The sequence below is a fragment of the Nocardia bhagyanarayanae genome, from assembly GCF_006716565.1.
Lineage (GTDB): Bacteria > Actinomycetota > Actinomycetes > Mycobacteriales > Mycobacteriaceae > Nocardia > Nocardia bhagyanarayanae.
This window is the reverse complement of record NZ_VFPG01000001.1, coordinates 3,400,750-3,418,857: the sequence shown is the minus strand read 5'-3', so window position 1 is coordinate 3,418,857 and position 18,108 is coordinate 3,400,750. Positions and strand designations below refer to the sequence as shown.

General features: G+C 70.8%; 13 protein-coding genes and 1 pseudogene. 4 read left to right on the top strand and 10 right to left on the bottom strand.

Annotated features, from left to right (window positions below; all coding sequences use genetic code 11):
* Positions 1-101 precede the first annotated feature (101 nt).
* Entirely contained in the window at positions 102-1,205 is a 1,104-nt protein-coding gene (locus FB390_RS14415) for a PQQ-dependent sugar dehydrogenase (RefSeq protein WP_141809416.1), read from the top strand.
* 109 nt (positions 1,206-1,314) lie between these two features.
* Here FB390_RS14415 and gatB read toward each other — a convergent pair whose 3' ends face one another.
* The 8 genes from gatB to FB390_RS14375 form a co-directional block, all read right to left on the bottom strand.
* The gene (gene gatB / locus FB390_RS14410) at positions 1,315-2,820 is read right to left on the bottom strand and encodes an Asp-tRNA(Asn)/Glu-tRNA(Gln) amidotransferase subunit GatB (protein WP_141809415.1); all 1,506 of its coding nucleotides are present in this window, start codon (positions 2,818-2,820) and stop codon (positions 1,315-1,317) included.
* A gap of 65 nt (positions 2,821-2,885) precedes the next feature.
* A complete protein-coding gene (locus tag FB390_RS14405; protein ID WP_141809414.1) occupies positions 2,886-4,265 on the bottom strand; it encodes an alpha/beta hydrolase family protein in 1,380 nt (459 codons plus the stop codon).
* A 103-nt stretch (positions 4,266-4,368) separates the two neighbouring features.
* Positions 4,369-4,797, bottom strand: coding sequence for a hypothetical protein (locus FB390_RS14400; protein ID WP_141809413.1), 429 nt, complete (start codon positions 4,795-4,797; stop codon positions 4,369-4,371).
* A gap of 32 nt (positions 4,798-4,829) precedes the next feature.
* Positions 4,830-5,864, bottom strand: coding sequence for an ATP-dependent 6-phosphofructokinase (locus tag FB390_RS14395; RefSeq protein WP_141809412.1), 1,035 nt, complete (start codon positions 5,862-5,864; stop codon positions 4,830-4,832).
* A 93-nt stretch (positions 5,865-5,957) separates the two neighbouring features.
* Positions 5,958-6,845 carry a serine hydrolase gene (locus FB390_RS14390; RefSeq protein ID WP_246124018.1) on the bottom strand — a complete coding sequence of 296 codons (888 nt, stop codon included), beginning with the start codon at positions 6,843-6,845 and terminating at the stop codon, positions 5,958-5,960.
* A complete protein-coding gene (locus FB390_RS34855; RefSeq protein ID WP_425465864.1) occupies positions 6,835-8,871 on the bottom strand; it encodes a serine/threonine-protein kinase in 2,037 nt (678 codons plus the stop codon). Before FB390_RS34855 ends, FB390_RS14390 begins: the two co-directional genes overlap by 11 nt.
* Before the next feature lie 51 nt (positions 8,872-8,922).
* Positions 8,923-9,612, bottom strand: a complete 690-nt coding sequence (locus FB390_RS14380) for a response regulator (protein ID WP_141809411.1) — start codon at positions 9,610-9,612, stop codon at positions 8,923-8,925.
* Positions 9,609-11,015, bottom strand: coding sequence for a sensor histidine kinase (locus FB390_RS14375; protein WP_141809410.1), 1,407 nt, complete (start codon positions 11,013-11,015; stop codon positions 9,609-9,611). Before FB390_RS14375 ends, FB390_RS14380 begins: the two co-directional genes overlap by 4 nt.
* 190 nt (positions 11,016-11,205) lie before the next feature.
* On the opposite strand from FB390_RS14375, the gene FB390_RS14370 reads away from it, so the two are divergent.
* From FB390_RS14370 to FB390_RS14360, 3 genes are read left to right on the top strand one after another with little or no spacing between them, the layout of a single operon-like run.
* Positions 11,206-11,526 carry a hypothetical protein gene (locus tag FB390_RS14370; protein ID WP_141809409.1) on the top strand — a complete coding sequence of 107 codons (321 nt, stop codon included), beginning with the start codon at positions 11,206-11,208 and terminating at the stop codon, positions 11,524-11,526.
* 34 nt (positions 11,527-11,560) lie between these two features.
* Positions 11,561-12,310 (top strand): ABC transporter ATP-binding protein, encoded by a 750-nt coding sequence (locus tag FB390_RS14365; protein ID WP_141809408.1) that lies wholly within the window; start codon positions 11,561-11,563, stop codon positions 12,308-12,310.
* Positions 12,307-14,799: an ABC transporter permease gene (locus tag FB390_RS14360; protein WP_141809407.1), complete on the top strand. Its 2,493-nt coding sequence runs from the start codon at positions 12,307-12,309 to the stop codon at positions 14,797-14,799. The genes FB390_RS14365 and FB390_RS14360 overlap by 4 nt, the downstream gene beginning before the upstream one ends.
* Positions 14,800-14,820: 21 nt before the next feature.
* Here FB390_RS14360 and FB390_RS33950 read toward each other — a convergent pair whose 3' ends face one another.
* Entirely contained in the window at positions 14,821-15,489 is a 669-nt protein-coding gene (locus FB390_RS33950) for a hypothetical protein (RefSeq protein WP_221639420.1), read from the bottom strand.
* Between the two features lie 1,824 nt (positions 15,490-17,313).
* Positions 17,314-17,973, bottom strand: a pseudogene (locus tag FB390_RS33945) (serine/threonine-protein kinase); the annotation flags it as partial.
* Positions 17,974-18,108: the final 135 nt, after the last annotated feature.

The following is an 18,108-nucleotide window of genomic DNA, read 5'->3' as shown; positions in this document are numbered from 1 at the left end:
TATGTCGCGCCGCGCGACATAGGGGAGTCGAAAGCCCGACGGCGTGTCAACACGCCCCCCGGGAGCGGCGCGGGCGACGGTATTTCCGTAACGTCTGGGGCATGAGGTTGGTTGTCGTGGGGCGTCTCGCCATGAGTGTGGCGCTCGGATCCGCTCTGCTGGCCGGATGCGCCAGGTTCGACGATTCCGCGTCGAGCCCGTTCACCCCCGAGCCGACGTTCGAACCCGCGGACCCCAAGTCCCCGAAGCAGGCGCCGCCGTCGACGACCCGCCCGAGCGGGCCCTGCATCGACCCCGACCCGGCGGTGGTCGCGACCTGCCTGGACACCACCGCGGGCATGGTCGGCGTTGCCGAGGGCGCGCTGGTCGCCGAGCGCCGCACCGGGCGCATCCTGAAGGTGGTCGATCCGGATCAGCCGCCGATCGAGATCGCGCGCCTGGACGTGGACGGCTCGGCCGACGGCGGACTCAGCGACATCGCCCTCTCCCCGACCTACCGCGAAGACGGGCTGATCTACGCGTACATCACCACGGGCAGCGACAACCGGGTCGTCCGGATCGCCGAAGGTGGGCCGCCCAAGGACATCCTCACCGGAATCCCCAAGGGCGCCAGCGGAAATCACGGCGCGATCGAATGGGCGAGCCCCGACCGGCTGCTGGTACTGACCGGCGACGCGGGCAATCCCGGCCTCGCCTCGACCCCCTCCTCGCTGGCCGGAAAGCTGCTGCGGGTGAACTCCCCCGCGCCGGGCGGTGCGGCGGCGCCGGAGGTCGCGGCCTCGGGCATCGGCGTCGCGGGCGATCTGTGCCGCGACGGCAAGGACAACGTCTGGTTCACCGACCGCACCCCCGTCGAGGACCGGCTGCAACGACTGGGCGCGGACGGCGCGATCAGCGTCGCGTGGACCTGGCCGGACCGGCCCGGCGTCGCGGGCTGTGCGGCGGCCGCCGACGGTGTGGCGGTCTCGCTGACCTACGCCAAGGCGCTCGCCATCGCCGCCACCGACGAGAACACCCACGCCGTGACCGCGGCCCCCAGCCTGCTCGCCCAGGACCGCTACGGCCAGCTCGGCGGCGCGACGGTCGGACCCGACGGCAACATCTGGGTCGGCACCGTCAACAAGACCGACGGCCAACCCGGCCCCAACGACGACCGCGTCGTCCGCATCCCGCCGCAGAGCGCCAGCGGCACCGGACCGGACTGACCGACGTACGGCGCGCCCCTGAGCACGAGCGTGCGCAGGCCGCGCCGCGGTGCTCGAAAACGACCATGCCGCCCGCTACCAACGGTTGCGGGCGGCGCGGTGTGTTCGATCAGGAGCAGGCGGCGAGAACGAGTTCGCGGACGCGCGCGGCGTCGGCTTGTCCCCGGGTCGCTTTCATGACGTCGCCGACGATCTTGCCCGCGGCCTGGACCTTACCGGAGCGGATCTTCTCGGCGATGTCGGGGTTGGCGGCGAGCGCCTTCTCGACCTCGGTCTGCAGCGCGCTGTCGTCGCTGACCATGCCGAGACCCTTGGCCTCGACGATCGCGGCGGGCTCGCCTTCACCCGCGAGGACGAAGTCGACGACCTGCTTGGCGACCTTGCTGTTGACGGTCTTGGCCTCGACCAGCTTGGTCACCTCGGCCACCTGCGCCGGGGTGATCGGCAGGTCCTCGAGGCCGACCTCGCGCTCCTTGGCCTTCTCGGTGAGGTAGTTGACCCACCAGGAGCGCGCCTCGTTCGGCGGCGCGCCCGCCTCGACGGTGGCGATGATGGCGTCCAGCGCGCCCGCGTTCACCACGTCGCGCATGACCTCGTCCGACCAGCCCCAGTCGGCCTGGATCCGCGCCCGGCGCAGCCACGGGTACTCGGGGATGGTGGCGCGCAGTCCCTCGACCCACTCCGCGTCCGGCGCGATGGGCTCGAGGTCCGGCTCCGGGAAGTAGCGGTAGTCCTCGGCGGTCTCCTTGCGGCGTCCCGGCGAGGTGGTTCCGTCGGTCTCGTGGAAGTGCCGGGTCTCCTGCACGATGCTGCCGCCGTCGGCGAGCACGGCGGCCTGGCGGCGCATCTCGAAGCGCACCGCGACCTCGACGCTCTTGAGCGAGTTGACGTTCTTGGTCTCGGTGCGGGTGCCGAATTCGGTGGCGCCGATGGGCATCAGCGAGACGTTGGCGTCGCAGCGCAGCGAACCCTGCTCCATCTTGACGTCCGAGACGTCGAGCGCCTTCAGCAGATCACGCAGCGCGGTCACGTACGCGCGGGCCACCTCGGGCGCGCGTTCCCCCGCGCCGGTGATCGGCTTGGTGACGATCTCGATGAGCGGCACGCCCGCACGGTTGTAGTCGAGCAGCGAGTGGCTCGCGCCGTGGATGCGGCCGGTGGCGCCGCCGACGTGCACCGACTTGCCGGTGTCCTCTTCCATGTGGGCGCGCTCGATGTCCACCCGGAAAGTGCTGCCGTCGTCGAGCACCACGTCCAGGTGGCCGTTGGTCGCGATCGGCTCGTCGTACTGGCTGATCTGGTAGTTCTTCGGCTGGTCGGGGTAGAAGTAGTTCTTCCGCGCGAACCGGCCCCACGGGGTGATCGAGCAGTTCAGCGCCAGGCCGATGCGGATCGCCGACTCCACCGCCTGCTGGTTCACCACCGGCAGCGATCCGGGCAGCCCGAGGCACACCGGGCACACCTGGGTGTTGGGCTGCGCGCCGAATTCCGTGGCGCAGCCGCAGAACATCTTTGTCGCCGTGGACAGCTCGACGTGGACCTCCATGCCGAGCACCGGCTCGAACCGGGCGATGACGTCGCTGTAGTCCATCAGCTCGACGGTGGTTGTGCTCATGCCGATCAGTTTAGGGAAGAGGTCGGTGGACACCGCGCCGACCTCCGCGGTTCGGTTCCGCCGAATCACTTCGGCGGGAACCGCTGGGTCAGCCAGTTCGTCACGTAGGTGAGGACCTGCGGATCGATGGTCGTCTCGATGGCGGTGTACTCGCTGGGCAGGCCGGTCTGGGTGGGCTGCAGCAGGTGGTTGAGCCCCGGGAAGACGTGCACGGTGGCGTCCGGGCCCGCGGCCAGCAAGGTACGGGCGGGCGGCTCGTTCTGGGTGGCGAGGACCTGAAGATCCTTCTCGCCGAAGAAGGCGAGCACCGGAATCCGCAGCGCGGACAGCGAGGGCGCGGGATCGTGGGCGATCAGCGCGGCGAAGTACGGGGTGATCTCGGCGCCGACCTGGTCGTCGGGCACCCGCTCGCTCTCGGGCAGCGCGGCGTTGTTGCGCTTGGCCAAGTCCTTGGCCCCGGCCAGATCACCGGCCTTGAGCAGCGCCACCATCTCGGTGGTGTCGCGCACCTGCTTGTCGATCTCCTCGGGCGGCACGCCATTGGCGGCCAGGATCGCCCTGGTCTGTTCGATGAGCACATCGCCGCCGGGCACCGTCGGTCCCGCCATGAGGATCGCGAAGGCGACGCCGCTGTCGGGCCGCGCGGCGACCATCGGCGCCAGGTAGCCGCCCTCGCTGTGGCCGAGCAGGCCGACGCGCGCCGGGTCGATGTCGGGGCGGCCGCGCAGGTAGTTCACGCCCGCCGCGACGTCGTCGGCCAGCTCGGTGTAGTTCGACTGCGCCAGATCGCCGCCGGTGCCTCCGACGCCGCGGTCGTCGGTGCGCAGCACCGCGTAGCCGGCGCGGGTGAGGGTGTCGGCGAGCAGCAGGAAGGGCTTGTGGCCCATCAGTTCTTCGTTCCGGTCCTGCGGTCCGCTGCCGGTGACCAGCAGCACCGCCGGAAACGCTCCGGCGCCTTCGGGTTTCGTGAGGGTGCCCGCGACGGTGATGTCGCCGCTGGCGTAACTCACGTCCTCCGAGCGGTACGGGAACGGCGGTTTCGGCTCCTGCGGCCGGTCCAGCCCAGCGACGGCGCCGCGCTCGAGCGTCAGCGGGTACGACTGGCCGAACTGAGTGAAATCCCCGCTGATCCGGTCGGAGCCCGCGTCGTAACCGCCCTTGAACACGGGATCGCCGGGGACGTCCGGAATGGCGAAGGAGACGCCGGTCCGATCGGACTTCACGTCTTTCAGCGGTTCGTCCCGCACGCCTTGCTGCGGGATGTCGATGGTGGCGGTGCCGTCGCCCGCGAAGGTCACCCCGATGTCCAGCGGCTGGCCGGGGATCTGGATCGCGCCGTGCCAGTCACCGGTGGTGGGTTCCGGCGGGTTGGACTCCTCGGTGCAGCTCGCCACCAGCGCGGCGACCACGAACAGGACCACGGCGAGCACTCGACCGGTACGCATGCAGCGACAGTACCCACGACGCCCGCGGATCGGGATCAACCGCGAGTCGCACGCACCGTACGCCGCGGGAATGATCTGGGCTCCAGGGAATCCCGGAAGACGATCACTCCCCGCGCGCGTACCGCACGGCGGCCGCGACCGCCGCCATGTCCAGCCCATGGTCCGCGACCTGGCCGAACTCGAGCATCGCGTCCTCGACCGTGCTACGCCGCGCCGAGGCGATCAGCTCTCGCCGCGCGTAGTCGCCGAGCGGGTATCCGGCGGCGCGGGCCCGTCTGCCGAGCACGGTCAGCGTCTCGGCGGGCAGGTCGTAGACCGTGACGAGCGCCGAAGCGTCCGCATCGATCTCGGGCGCGGTGTCGCGCCCTTCCGATTCGAGGAACTCGACGACGGCATCCTCCGGTGCGCGCGCACCGACCCGCGCGACGAGCTCCGCGCGCAGGTAGGCGGCGACGGGGAGTTCGGCGGCGCGGGCCCGGCGGCGCAGCACGGCGGCGGTGTCGGCGGGCAGATCGTCGATGGCAAGACCCATGGCGGCCAGGGTAATTGCCGCGCGGACGGGTGTCAGCCGAAGAACGCCTCGGCCTCGCGGTAGCGGTCGGCGGGCACCCGCTTGAGCTGCTTGGTCGCCTCCGCGAGCGGTACGAGGCCGATCGCGGTGCCGTGCAGGGCGACCATCTGACCGAACTGCCCGGCGTGCACCGCCTCGGCGGCGTGCAGCCCGAACCGGGTGGCCAGCACGCGGTCGTAGGGAGTCGGGCTGCCGCCGCGCTGGACGTGGCCGAGCACCGTGGTGCGCACCTCCTTGCCGATGCGACGTTCGATCTCGGCGCCGAGCTGCTGGGCGACACCGGTGAACCGCTCGTGCCCGAACTCGTCGATGCCGCCCTCGCGCAGCGCGAAGCCGGAGTCCGGCGCCGGATGCGAGCCCTCGGCCACCACGCAGATGAAGTGCTTGTCCCCGCGCTGGAAGCGGCGCTTGATCATGGCGCAGACCTCGTCCACGTCGAACGGGACCTCGGGCACCAGGGTAAGGTGCGCGCCCGCGGCCATGCCGGAGTTGATCGCGATCCAGCCCGCGTGCCTGCCCATCACCTCGACCAGCATCACGCGCTGGTGCGATTCGGCGGTGGTGTGCAGGCGGTCGATCGCCTCGGTGGCGATGCTCAGTGCGGTGTCGTGGCCGAACGTCACGTCGGTGCAGTCGATGTCGTTGTCGATGGTCTTGGGCACGCCGACCACGGGGACGCCCTCGTCGGCCAGCCAGCTGGCGGCGGTGAGGGTGCCCTCGCCGCCGATGGGGATGAGTGCTTCGATGCCGTTGTCGTCGAGCGTCTGTTTGATCTGGCCGAGCCCGGCGCGCAGTGTGTCGGGATTGGTGCGTGCGGTGCCGAGCATGGTGCCGCCCTTGGTGAGCAGCCGGTCGGTGCGGTCGTCGTTGAGGATGTTGATCTTGCGGTCTTCCAATAGGCCGCGCCAGCCGTCCTGGAAGCCCACGATCGCGTCTCCGTACCGTCCGTTCGCGGTGCGAACGACGGCGCGGATGACCGCGTTCAGTCCTGGACAGTCCCCGCCTCCGGTCAAGACTCCGATGCGCATGGCCGATATCTTGCCCCGCTCGGCGAGGCCTGGCAGCCCCGCCCCCGTGAACCCTGGGTTACGTCCCGCTCAGCGCCGCATTCACCGCGCGGGTCAGGACGGGCACTTGCCGCCGGTCAGTTCGTCGAGGTGTTCGGAGACGAGCGTGGCCATCTTGTCGAGCACATTCATGCCGTCCGAGAACGCGCCCGAATCGGGCTGGGCGGCAAAGGCGATCGCGATCTTTCCGGTCGGGCCGTCGATGATGCCGAACTGACGTACCAGGTAGTCGCCGGAGGCGTCCGGCCCCCAGCCGCCCTTGAACTCCGCGCCGCGGAAGGCGCCGAGACCCCAGCGGTGGTTCGGGACGATCTCGGCCATCAGTTCCAGCACCGTCTCCGATTCCGGCAGGCACGGCAGCCGCGAGGCGAACCGCGCCTGCTCGGTCAGCGACCACTCCGCCTGGCCGAACGCCGAGTGCTCGGCGCGGCTGCGCGTCGCGGGCACCGCGGTCGTGCTGTCGCCGCCCTCGCGCAGCACCGCCTCGACGGCCTTGGCCGCCTCCTGCGGGCTGCCGAGACCCTGCCAGAGCGTGTCGGCGGCGGCGTTGTCGGAGGAGGTGATCGCGGCCGTCATCGCGTAGGTCGAGGTGGACGGATTACGGCGCTGCGCGGCGATGACCAGCGGCACCTTCATGGTCGACCAGGCGGGCCCGGTGGTCCAGTCGCCGAAGGTCAGCATTCGTTCTTTACCGCCCACCGGCATGATCGCCATGCCGAAGCGGCCGCGCACACCGGCGCGCAACTCCTGGAATCCGGCCGCCAGCGTGCCGGGCAGCGTGAATTCCAGATTCATCTGATCGCTGCGCGATGCCGCTTCGGTGATGGTCGTCGCCTCGGCGGCGTCCCCACTGGAGTCGGCGCCGCACGAGGTCAGCAACGCCAGAGCGAGCGTGCAGGCACCCAGCGCCTTACCGAGGCGCCCGATTCGATCAGTAAACATAAACCACCGCGTTCTCACCGCCGGTACAGACCACGAGCTGGCCTTCGGCTGCGCAATTCATCGTGTAGGTCCGGCCGGTGACCGGGCTCGTCGCCACCACCGACCGGGATCCGCCCGCGCTTCCCGCCGCGGAGTAGGCCCTCCGCACTTCCTCCGCGAACGGGCAACTGGTGACCGCGTTGCCGATCGCGGCCCTGGCGAAGGCTCCGGACGGTTGTGTGGCGCCGCAAGGCGTCGCACCGTCGGGTAGCCGGACCGGGGTCGCGGACGTCGAGGTCGGGGCGGTCTTGGGCGCGGCGGGCGTCGCGGTCGCGCTCGGCGCGCGCGCCGAGGTCAGGGACACATCGGTCCTGCCGTCGGCGGCGTTGTCGATGCCGGAATCGCGCGAGCCGATCGCCTGCCAGGCGACCGCGCCCGAGACGGTGACCACCACGATCACCAGCACTGCGAACAGCAGGGGCAGCACGACGGACCCGCGCCGCTCCTGCGGCGCGTAGGGATCGGGTCCGGCGTATCGGGCGTCGTAGGCGTCGGCGCCGTACCCGTGCGGCGGATACGGTTCGCCCTGCGCGACGTGGTCGGCGTAGGTCGGCTGCGGGACCGGTTGCGCGCCGTGCCGCGGCTGGGGCGGCGGGGCGAACGGCGATTCCGGGTAGCGCTGGGTTTCCGGCGCTGCTTGCTGCGATTCGGGCGTCGACGGAAACGGGTAACGCTGGGTTTCCGGTGCGGATTGCTGCGTCTCCGGCACCGGATAGCGCTGGGTCTCCGGCGCGGGCCGCCGCTCCTCCGGCACCGGGTAGCGCTGCGTCTCCGGCGCGGTGTACTGCGGCGCCGGATACTGCGGCTCCGCGTATTGGGCCTGGTTGAACTGGGTTTCGGCGTACTGGCTCTCGCCGTACTGAGGTTCGGCGTACCGCTGGGATTCCGGGTAGAGATGCGCGTCGGGAAACGGGCGCACCTGCGGCAACGGTCCGGTCGCCTGCGGCGCCTGCGGCTGCTGCGGCGGGAGCGGGGTGAATTGGAAGTCGGCGGGACGGATCTCGGTCGGCGCCGTGGGGTGGATGACCGCCGGCACCGATAGCTCCCCGGTGGATTCCGGCGGAACCGCCCCGCGCACGGTCGGATCCGATTTCCCGAACCTCGACGGGTCGGGCGCGCGCACGACGAACGTCGGCCCGGTCGCGGCGGGCGACGCCGAGCCCACCACGGCGCGGGCCGCGCGGGCCAACTCGGTCGCGGTCGCGAAACGGTCGGCGGGATCCTTCGCCATGCCGCGGGCGATGACGTCGTCGAGAGCGGGCGCGATGCCCGGGCGCTCGGCGCTCGGGCGCGGCGGCGGATCGGAAAGATGGGACTTGATCAGCACACTCATGCTCGCCGCCGGGAAGGGTGTTGCCCCGGTGAGGCATTCGTGCAGCACACAGGCCAGCGAGTAGATATCCGCGCGGCCGGTCACGGGGCCGACGTCGAAACGCTCGGGCGCCATGTAGATATAGGAGCCGACCGCCATGCCCACCTGGGTCACGGCCGAGTCGCCCTCGGTGTGGGCGATGCCGAAATCGACGAGGTAGGCGAAATCGGCGTCGGTGACCAGGATGTTCGCGGGCTTGACGTCGCGGTGCACCAGGCCGTCGGCGTGCGCGGCGTCCAGCGCGGCGGCGATCTGTTCGATGAGGAAGACGGCGCGTTCCGGGCTCATCGGCCCCTGCCCGCGCAGGATGGTGCGCAGGTCGACACCGTTGACCAGCCGCATGTCGATGAACAGGACGCCGTCGATCACGCCCCAGTCGTGGATCGGGATGACGTGCGGCTCGGCGAGCCGGGCGGCGGCCTGCGATTCCCGGCGGAAACGCACCTGGTACACCGGGTCTTTGGCGAGTTCCTCGGACAGCAACTTGACCGCGACGACGCGGTCCTTGACCGTGTCGTAGGCCTCGTAGACCTCGCCCATTCCCCCCTTACCCAGCAGCGAGCGCAACTCGTACGGCCCGAACCGACTGCCGACCCGCCATCCAGGTCCGTCCACCCCGTGCAACCTCCACATCCCGGGCGGCGACCCACTGCTCCGGGTTGCCCGTTAGAGAGTGGATTCTCCGGGTGAGACCACCCCGTGGTCAAACGCAAAGACGATCGCGGCGGCGCGATCTCGCAGGTCCAGCTTGCCGAATATGTGTCCGACATGGCTTTTCACGGTGACTTCCGAGATGCCCAGCTGCCTGGCGATTTCCGCGTTCGCGCGACCGCGGCCGATCAATTCGAGCACTTCGTACTCGCGCGCGGTCAAATCCGCTAGTCTGCTGTCGGCCCGAGTGGATACCGGACGGACGGTTCGATAGGCGGACAGCACCCGGCCGGTCACCGACGGGTCCAGCCACGCACCGCCCGCGGCCACCATCCGCACCGCGCGGATCAGGTCCTCGGCGGGCGAATCCTTGAGGATGAAACCGGCGGCGCCCGCGCGCAGCGCGCCGGACAGCAGCTGGTCGTCGTCGAACGTGGTGAGCACCAGCACCGGTGGCGCACCCTCGGTGGCGCGCAGCAGGCGGGTGGCATCGATGCCGTCCACGCGTTTCATGCGCAGATCCATCAGCACCACGTCGGGTTTGCCGGCGGCCACCGCGGCGGGCACCTCGTCACCGTCGGCGCATTCGGTCACCAGGAAACCGTCGCGGCGGCGCAGGATCCGGCGCAGTCCGCCGCGCACCAGTTCCTGATCGTCGACGACGAGGACGGCGATGGCGTCCGTGTCGGGGGCGGCGGCCGTCACGCGCCCTCCCGCATGGTGCGCCACGCCGGAGCGCCGAGCGAGGGCGGCTGCTCGGGCGGCGTCACGCCCTCGCGCACGGCGGTCGTGGCGTCGAGGAACAGGCCGGGCAGCGGACAGTGCAGCCAGGCCTTGGACGCGACGAGCGGGAACTCGGCGCGCACCGACCAGCCGTCCTCGGCGGGTCCGGCGGTCAGCCGTCCGCCGAGCAGTTCGGCGCGCTGCCACATGCCGGACAGGCCCATCCCGTTGCCGCGCTGCGCGGGCAGTCCGGCGGGCAGCGTGTTGACCACCGTCAGCGCCGCCGTGGCGTCGTCCACCGTGAGCAGGACGGTCGCCGTCGCGCCCGGCGCGTGCTTGACCACGTTGGCCAGCGACTCCTGGCCGATGCGGTAGAGCGCGAGGCCCACCGCCGCCGTCACCGGGGACAGGTCGTCGGTGCACCGGTAGCGCACGTCGAGTCCGGCGCGCACGAAATCGCCGACGAGATCCTCGATATCGCCGACGCTCGGTTCCGGAGCCAGCTTGGCGGGTCGTTTGTCCAGCAGTCCCACGGTGCGCCGGATGTCGGCCATCGCCTGGCGGCCGAGTCGTTCGGCGTCGACCAGGGCCTCCACCGCCTCGTCCACATCGCGATCGGTCTCCAGCGCGTGCCGCGCGGCGGTGAGGTGCAGCAGCGTGATGCTCAGCGAATGCGCGATCACGTCGTGGACTTCGCGGGCGATCCTGCGCCGCTCTTCTTCAGCCGCCTGGGCCGCGCGCATGTCCTGGTAGTGCCTTTCCCGGTAGAGGAACCGCCGTTGGTACTGGAGCATCAGCCCGCACATGAAGCCGAGCACGATGCCCATGCCGTACATCGGCAGGCCCGAGAAGCGTTCGGTGTCGGCGCTCCACAGCACGTTGCCCGCGATGTCGAAGGCCACCAGCTCGGCGATCGCCCCCACCGCCACCGCGGCGCCGACCCGCACCGACGCGAGCGCCGCGACCTCGCCGACGACGATGACAAGAACGAACGGCGCGAAATCCGCCGCGACCGGTTGCAGCAGGAACAACGCCGCCGCGCCCATCCCGCACAGCCCGAGGGTGGCCGGGTTGGGCACCACGCCGAACAGGCAGAACGCCGGGACCGAGAGGAACAGCAACAGCATGGCGATCAGCGGCACCGCGGTCGGGAAGTAGGCGTGCCGCTGCACGGTGGCCGCGACGCCGATCACGAAGGTCGCGATGTCGGCGATGACGATCACCTTCGGCGGATAGTCGAACGGCAGCTCCGTCAGACTTCGCTGGAAGGTGCCGATCGGATCGCGCGCGAACGCGGCGAGCCGGTCCCGCACGCGCCCGCGCTCCCGGAACGGAACCGCCTGTCGGGCGCCAGCGGGCGGAGGGATGGCCTGCGTCACATCCATCTTGTCAGGCTAGTCGGCCGACGTGCGCCGACGCATCGTGCCCGGAACGGTCCGCGCCTCCTACCGCGGTAGGAGATCGATTCGCGTCCTCGGCACGACGACACCCGGCCGTCCCCGCCGTAGCGTTGGCTGCGATCTCGTCGTGCGGCCCGACGGCGGTGCGGCGGACGCCTCACGAAAGGCCGATGTCATGTCCTGGGAAGAACAACACGCTCGGACCGAAATCGTGCACACCGTGCTCGCCCGCGCCGCGGTCGATCCGGAAAGTCCCGACCTGTTCACGGGAATCCCGGGGCTGGATCGGCTGTTCGGCGGTCCGGAGGGGGTGCTGCTCGCCTTGAAATACCGGTGGCAGCTCCATTTGGACGTCAAAATGGAGCAGGCCATGACGCAGGGACAATCCGCCGTCGAGGCCTACCTCGAGCTCGCCGCGGAGCAGCCCGCGCTGCGCGCAGTGCTCGATTGCCAGTATCGTCGCCGCCACCTGGCCGTCGAAGCCCTGGCGAGATAGCACCTGAGAAACGAAAGCGATTGGGGGAAGCACTATGTCGGACCCGGCCATGCTGGAACTGTCGGACATCGTCAAGCAGTACCGGGTCGGCGAGCAGACCGTTCGCGCGCTGGACGGCGTCAGTTTGCGTATCGAGGGGGGCGAATTCACGTCCATCATCGGTCCGTCCGGCTCCGGCAAGAGCACGCTGCTGCATCTGCTCGGCGCGCTGGACAGCCCGGACGCGGGGTCGATCCGCTTCCAGGGCGAGGAGATCGGCGCGCTGAACGAGGAGCAGCAGTCCGAATTCCGCCGCCACCGAGTCGGTTTCGTCTTCCAGTTCTTCAATCTGCTGCCGACGCTGACCGCATGGGAGAACGTCGCGATCCCGAAGTTGCTGGACGGCACCGGGCTACGCAAGGCCAAGCCGAAGGCGCTGGAACTGCTGGACCGGGTCGGGCTCGCCAACCGGGCCGATCATCGCCCGGCCGAGCTGTCCGGCGGCCAGATGCAGCGGGTGGCGGTGGCCAGGGCGTTGACCATGGATCCGCCGCTCATCCTTGCCGACGAGCCGACCGGCAATCTGGATTCCAAGACCGGCGCGTCGATCCTGGAGCTGCTCGGTGACATCGCGGGCAACGGCAACTCGGTGGTCATGGTGACCCACGACATGGGTGCGGTGGAGTACTGCGACCGGGTGATCACGTTGCGCGACGGCAAGATCGGCTCCAACGACCGGGTCGAGCGCCCGAGCGCCGCCTCGGCCGAGGACGCGGCGCTAGACGAGGGTTCGGTGCGCGCATGATCCGGGCGGCGTGGGATCGGCTGCGGCTGTTCAACTTCGGTGAACTGCTCGCACACCGCGGCCGGACGGTCATGTCGATGACGGTGATGGCGGTGTCCGCCTCGCTGCTCGTCGCGGTGCTGAGCATCTCCGGTTCGGTCACCGGGTCGGTGGATCGGCTCACCAAGGCGCTCGGCGGCAAAGCGGCGCTGGAGATCACCGGCATCACCGACGCCGGCTTCGACCAGCAACTGCTGCCGCGCATCGCCGCGACGCCTGGCGTCGAGCAGGCCGTGCCGATGCTGCGCTCCCAGCTGGGTTCGGGCGCGGATCGGGCGCTGCTGCTCGGCGCGGAAGCGAACATCACCGCGCTCGACAGCGAACTGGCCGGGCCGATGGGCGCGCACACCACCAAGCTGATCACCACGCCGCGCGGTGTTCTCGTCGGCGCCGCGATGGGTTACGCCGAGGGCGAGGAGTTCCCGCTCGGCATCGGCACGGTCACCGTGGCGGGCGTGCTCGACGCCGAGACCTCGGACAAGCTCAACGGCGGTCATATCGTCGCCGCGCCATTGGGTTTGGCGCAGTTCCTGACCGACCGCGTCGGCAAGCTGGACTCGGTGCAGATCATCGCCGACGACGGCGCCGACATCGGCGAGCTGCGCGCCGCGCTGACCGCGGCGGTGGACGGACGCGCCGTCGTCGCCGATCCCGATCTGCGCACCGCGCAGGCCGGCGGGGCCATTCAGATCGTCCGCTACTCGACGCTGATGTCCTCCGCCGCGGCGCTGATCGTCTCGGCGTTCCTGATCTACAACGCGATGAGCATGGCGGTCGCCCAGCGCAGGCCCACGTTGTCGCTGCTGCGCGCGATCGGCGGCAAGCGCGGGCCCATGGTACGCGACCTACTCGCCGAGGCCGCGCTGCTCGGCCTGATCGGCAGCGTGATCGGCGCGGTACTCGGAATCTTCATGGGCCGCACCGCGATCGACCGGCTGCCCGCCGCCATGGTGCAGTCGGTGGAGGCGCGCACCGAGTACATGGTGCCCGGCCACGCCGTTCCCGCCGCGGTGGCGGCCTGCGTGCTGGCCAGTGTCACCGCCGCGGCGCTCGCCGCGCGGCAGGTCTACAAGGTGCAGCCGATCGAGGCGCTGGCCCCGGTCGGCGTCGGGCAGTCCGACACCGCCCGGCCGGTAGTACGTTGGGCCGCGGCGATATTCGGCGTCGGGCTCGCCGTGCTGGCCGTCCTGGTCGCCAGGGCCGACCTCGGCAGGCTCTCGCTCGCCTCCATCTCGCTGGCGTTCACGGCGACGCTGCTCGTCTGTTTCGCGGCCACCGGACCGATCGTGCGCACGGCCGCCACGATCGCCCGCGGCTTCGGCGCGCCCGGCGCGCTCGGTTCCACCACGCTGGAACGCGCGCCGCGCCGGGTGTGGGCGACGGCGATGACCGTGATGATCGGCGTGTCCGCCACCGTGGCGATGGGCGGCGCCTCGGCGAACATGGTGGATTCGGCGACCGCAACGTTCGAGGATCTCGGCACGGCCGACGTCTATGTCAGTCCGACGGCGATGGAGCAGTTTCCGACCGGGCCGCTGCTGCCAGACGATTTGAAGGACATCGTCGCCGAGGTCCCGGGTGTCGAGGAGGTCAACCCGGCGCAGATGGCCTTCGCGACCCTGGGGACCGGGCGGGTCATGCTGCAGGGTTATCCGACCGCGCTCGGCGATATCCGGTCGAACGCCGTCGATCGAAGTCTGTTGCCGCGCATGACGTCCGGTGAGGGCGTCGTGATCTCCCGCGACGTGGCCCGGTCGCTCGGGGTGAGCGCGGGCGCGGAGCTGACCCTGCAAACCCCGACCGGTCCGCACCGGGTGGAGGTGCTGCAGGTGATCCCGTACATGTCGGCGATCTCGGGCATCGTGATGATGGACTTGGAACACCTGCGGCAGTGGTACCAACGCCGCGGTGAGACCATCCTGTCCGTCGAGGTCACGCCCGGCGCGGACCCCGCCGCGGTGCAGGCCGCCATTCGCGCCGCGGTGCCGGAACAGTTCCACGTCAGCTCGGGGCAGGACGCCGTCACCGCGATCTCGTCGAGCATGCGGCAGGGTTCGGTGATGAGCAGGGCGATCCTGTGGATCGTGGTGCTCGTCGCGACCGTCGCGCTGCTGAACACTCTGATGCTCTCGGTGCTCGAACGCCGCCGCGAACTCGGCGTGCTGCGCGCCATGGGCACCAGCCGCAAGTTCCTGCTGCGCTCGGTGCTCGCCGAAGCGGCGGGTATCGGATTGATCGGCGCCGCAATAGGTCTCGTGGTCGGTGCGGCGATCCAGTATCTGGCCACCGTCGCCATCGGACACGCCATGACCATCGACATCGTCTACGAGCCGAGCCCGATGCTGCTGGTCTACGGCACCGCCGCGCTGGCGCTGGCGCTGCTCGGGTCCATTCCGCCCGCGTTGCGCGCGGCGCGGATGCCGATCGTGGAGGCGCTGGCGGTCGACTGAGCGGACTGGTGTGCGCCGTCCTCACAGCGGCGCGGTCGTCCACCAGTCCGCGAGCTCGGCCTCGGCGGGCGCCACGGGCGCCTGCGCGTCGCGGGCGGGGCCTCGGTGGCTCGCGTACACGAGGTAGTTCCCGTGGGTGGTCTCGCCGGAGAAGCTCACCACGAGTTTCGCCGTGTAGTAGTGCGACGGCACCGGGCCCGGCGGATCCGCGCGGATCCAAAGATGTTGGGTGAACGGCACACCCGACTTACGCCCGGGCGTCGCGGCGTTGGCCGGCAGCGTGTCCACCACCGACCGCGCCGCCGCGGCCGACTGGTATTCCAGGATGGTGTAGCTCATGCCGAACGGGTTGTCGACGTCGCGGCGACACTCCCACGCCAGGATCCACGGGCTCGACGTGAGCACGTCCTCGTCGATGTTCAAACGGTCGCCCCGCTTTTCGGCGTAACAGGTCGCGTCCTCGTACCCCTCGCCGATGGAGCCCGGTTCCTGCGGCAGCAGCCTCGGGAATGCTCGCCTGCTCGCGGCCAGCGGATCCGGCGCGGGGGCGGGGGAAGCCGCCCTGGGTGGAGCAGTCGCCGGAGCCGCCGCGGTGTCGCCCCCCGAATCCGACCGCGAGGCCAGCACGACGACCGCGCCGACCGCCACCGCGACGACCACCACCAGGCCGAGCGCCAGCGCACCGAACAATCCGGCGAGACTGCGGCGCGGCGGTACCGGCTGAGGCCCAACGGGATTCGGGCCGTGCGGCGGATATCCGGGAGGTGGACCCGATGGGCCGTTGATCGGCCCTGCCATCGGTGACGCGCCCGGGGGTGGACCGGCGGGTGGTGGCACAGCTCCGGCGCCTTGCCGCCGCCCACCGTCGTCAGCGCGCTGACCCGAGGGTGCGCCAGCCAGCCCGGGAGGGGCACCTGGCACCGGGGATGTCGAACTCGCCTCGCCCGCAGCGGCTTCCGACTCGCGCGCCGAACTTCCGGCCGAGCCCGGCGAGGCCAGAGGCACACCATCCCGGGCAGGCGCCGCCGGCGGGCCGGGCTGAGCACTTCCCGCCCAGGGCGACGACTCGACAACGCCCACAACATCTTCCGATCCGCGCGTCTGAGTGTCGGATGAATCCGCCGTGGCGGGAGGAGTGCCATCCGGACTCGATGCGGTCGCACCCGGGACCGATGGCCCCTGCCCGGGCTGCGGCAGTCGGTGTTCCGCTTCGGCGGCCGCACTCTTCGTCCCGGAATCTCGGTCGATGGCCGATGGCGTCGCGGCACCACCGTCGCTTGTCGATGGCGACTCTCCAGCGGTTTTCGTGGCCGCTACCGAATCCGGCTCGTGCGCCGCGCTTTTCGGCTCGGCATTCACGGCTGATTCGGCTGAAGCCGACTCTGCGGATGTCAGCGGCGGTCCGGCCTGCCGCGCCGCAACGGGCGCAGCCGACCCCACGGAAGACGACCCCGGCTGGGGCTTAGCCATTCCGGAGGGGGTGGACTGCATCGAGGAATCAGTCTCAGCGGGAACGGGCGGCGAAATCGACCCGACCGAGTCCTGCGATGGGTCCGGTGGGGCAACTCCCGAAGCGTTCGATGGCACCTCCGCAACAGCAGGCCGCTGCGGCATCGGCGCGCCGGACGGAGACGCGTTCGGGGGCAAGGGCTTCAGCGCGGCTTGCGGCGAGACGGTTGAGCTGGAGGCGGGATGCGCCACCCCAGGCAGATGCGGTATCGGCCGCGGACCGCCGGGTGCAGATATGCCTTGCGGCGGTGCCGGGACCGCTTGGGGCGGTATCCCGCCGGGCGGAGCTGCTGGCTGCGGCGCATTCGCCGACGCAGGGACCGCGTGGGGCAATGGCCCGGCAGGTGAGCCTGCCGGGTCCGCGGCCACAGACTGCGGCGTATTCGGTGGCACCGAGGCCACCTGGGGTGGCTGCGCGGCAGAAGCGCCTGCTGGCTGCGGCGCATTCGCCGACGCAGAGACCGCGTGGGGCGATGGCCCGGCAGGTGAGCCTGCAGGGTGCGGCACCGAGACCGCCTGGGGCGGTAACCCGGCGGACGAGCCTGCTGGCTGCGGTGCATTCGACGCCGGAACCACTCCGGGCGGGGGCGCAGCGGGCGGGGATACGGGCTGCGGCATGTTCGGCGGCACTGGGGCCACCTGGGGTGGCTGCCCGGCGGGCGGGAGAACGGGCTGCGGCGAAGGGGGCACCGGCGGCGCAGCAGGTGGCGGTGGCGGCGGAGGTGGCGGAGTGGGCCGCGGCGGGGCCTGCATCGGAACCGGTTGCGGCGGAACGGGTTGCGGCGGCATCGGGCGCATGGGTGCGGGCGGCACAGGTTGCGGGTAGCCCGGTGGCGCGGGGTACGGCTGGGGTGCGTAGGTGGGTGGCGGGAGGACGGGCAGCGGGGGCGGGCCCACCGCGGTCAGCGCCTTGCGGGCGGCGTCGGCGAACTCGGTACAAGTGCGGTAGCGGTGTTCCGGGCGTTTCGCCATGCCGGCGGCAAGCACCGCGTCCAGCGCGGGGTTCAGGTTCGGTCGGCGAAGGCGGACCGAGGGCAACGGCATTTGGAGGTGGCCGTTGATGATGTCGGCGGGGTTGGCGGAGTCGAACGGTCCGACCCCGGCCAGCAGCCAGTACAGCGCGCAGGCCAGCGAGTACTGGTCGGAGCGGTTGCCGAGCGGCGCGCCGGTCATCTGTTCCGGCGAGGCGTAGGCCAGGGTGGCGGTGAACATGCCGGTCTGAGTCAGATGGGTGGAGTCCTCGCGCAGCCGGGCGATGCCGAAGTCGGTCAGGAAGACCCGCTCTCCCTGCCCGCCGCTCGACCTGGCCAGCATGATGTTGGCGGGCTTGACATCCCGGTGCAGCACACCCATCCCGTGCGCGTAATCCAGTGCGTCCGCGACGCCTTCGATGATCTGCACGGCCCGCTCCGGCGGCAGCGTCATCGGGTTCACCGCGGCCGCGTCCACGCCGTCGACGTACTGCATGGATATCCACAGCTGACCGTCCTCGGAGCCGCGATCGTAGACCGCCACGATGCTCGGGTGATCGAGCTGCGCGGCCAGGTCGGCCTCGCGCTCGAAGCGGGCCCGCACCTCGTTGTCCAGGAACAGATCGCGGTTGAGCAGCTTGAGCGCGGTGAGCCGGGACAACCGGGGATGCCGGGCCAGGTAGACCGAGCCCATACCGCCCTGCCCGAGCAGCCGTTCCACGGTGAATCCCGCGAACACCTCACCGCTAGTGAGCAAGGCGACCCCCTTCCGGTCCAGGACAGCCAGCGTAATGGACCGCGGAGGGACGCCCGAGATCCACGCGGTTTC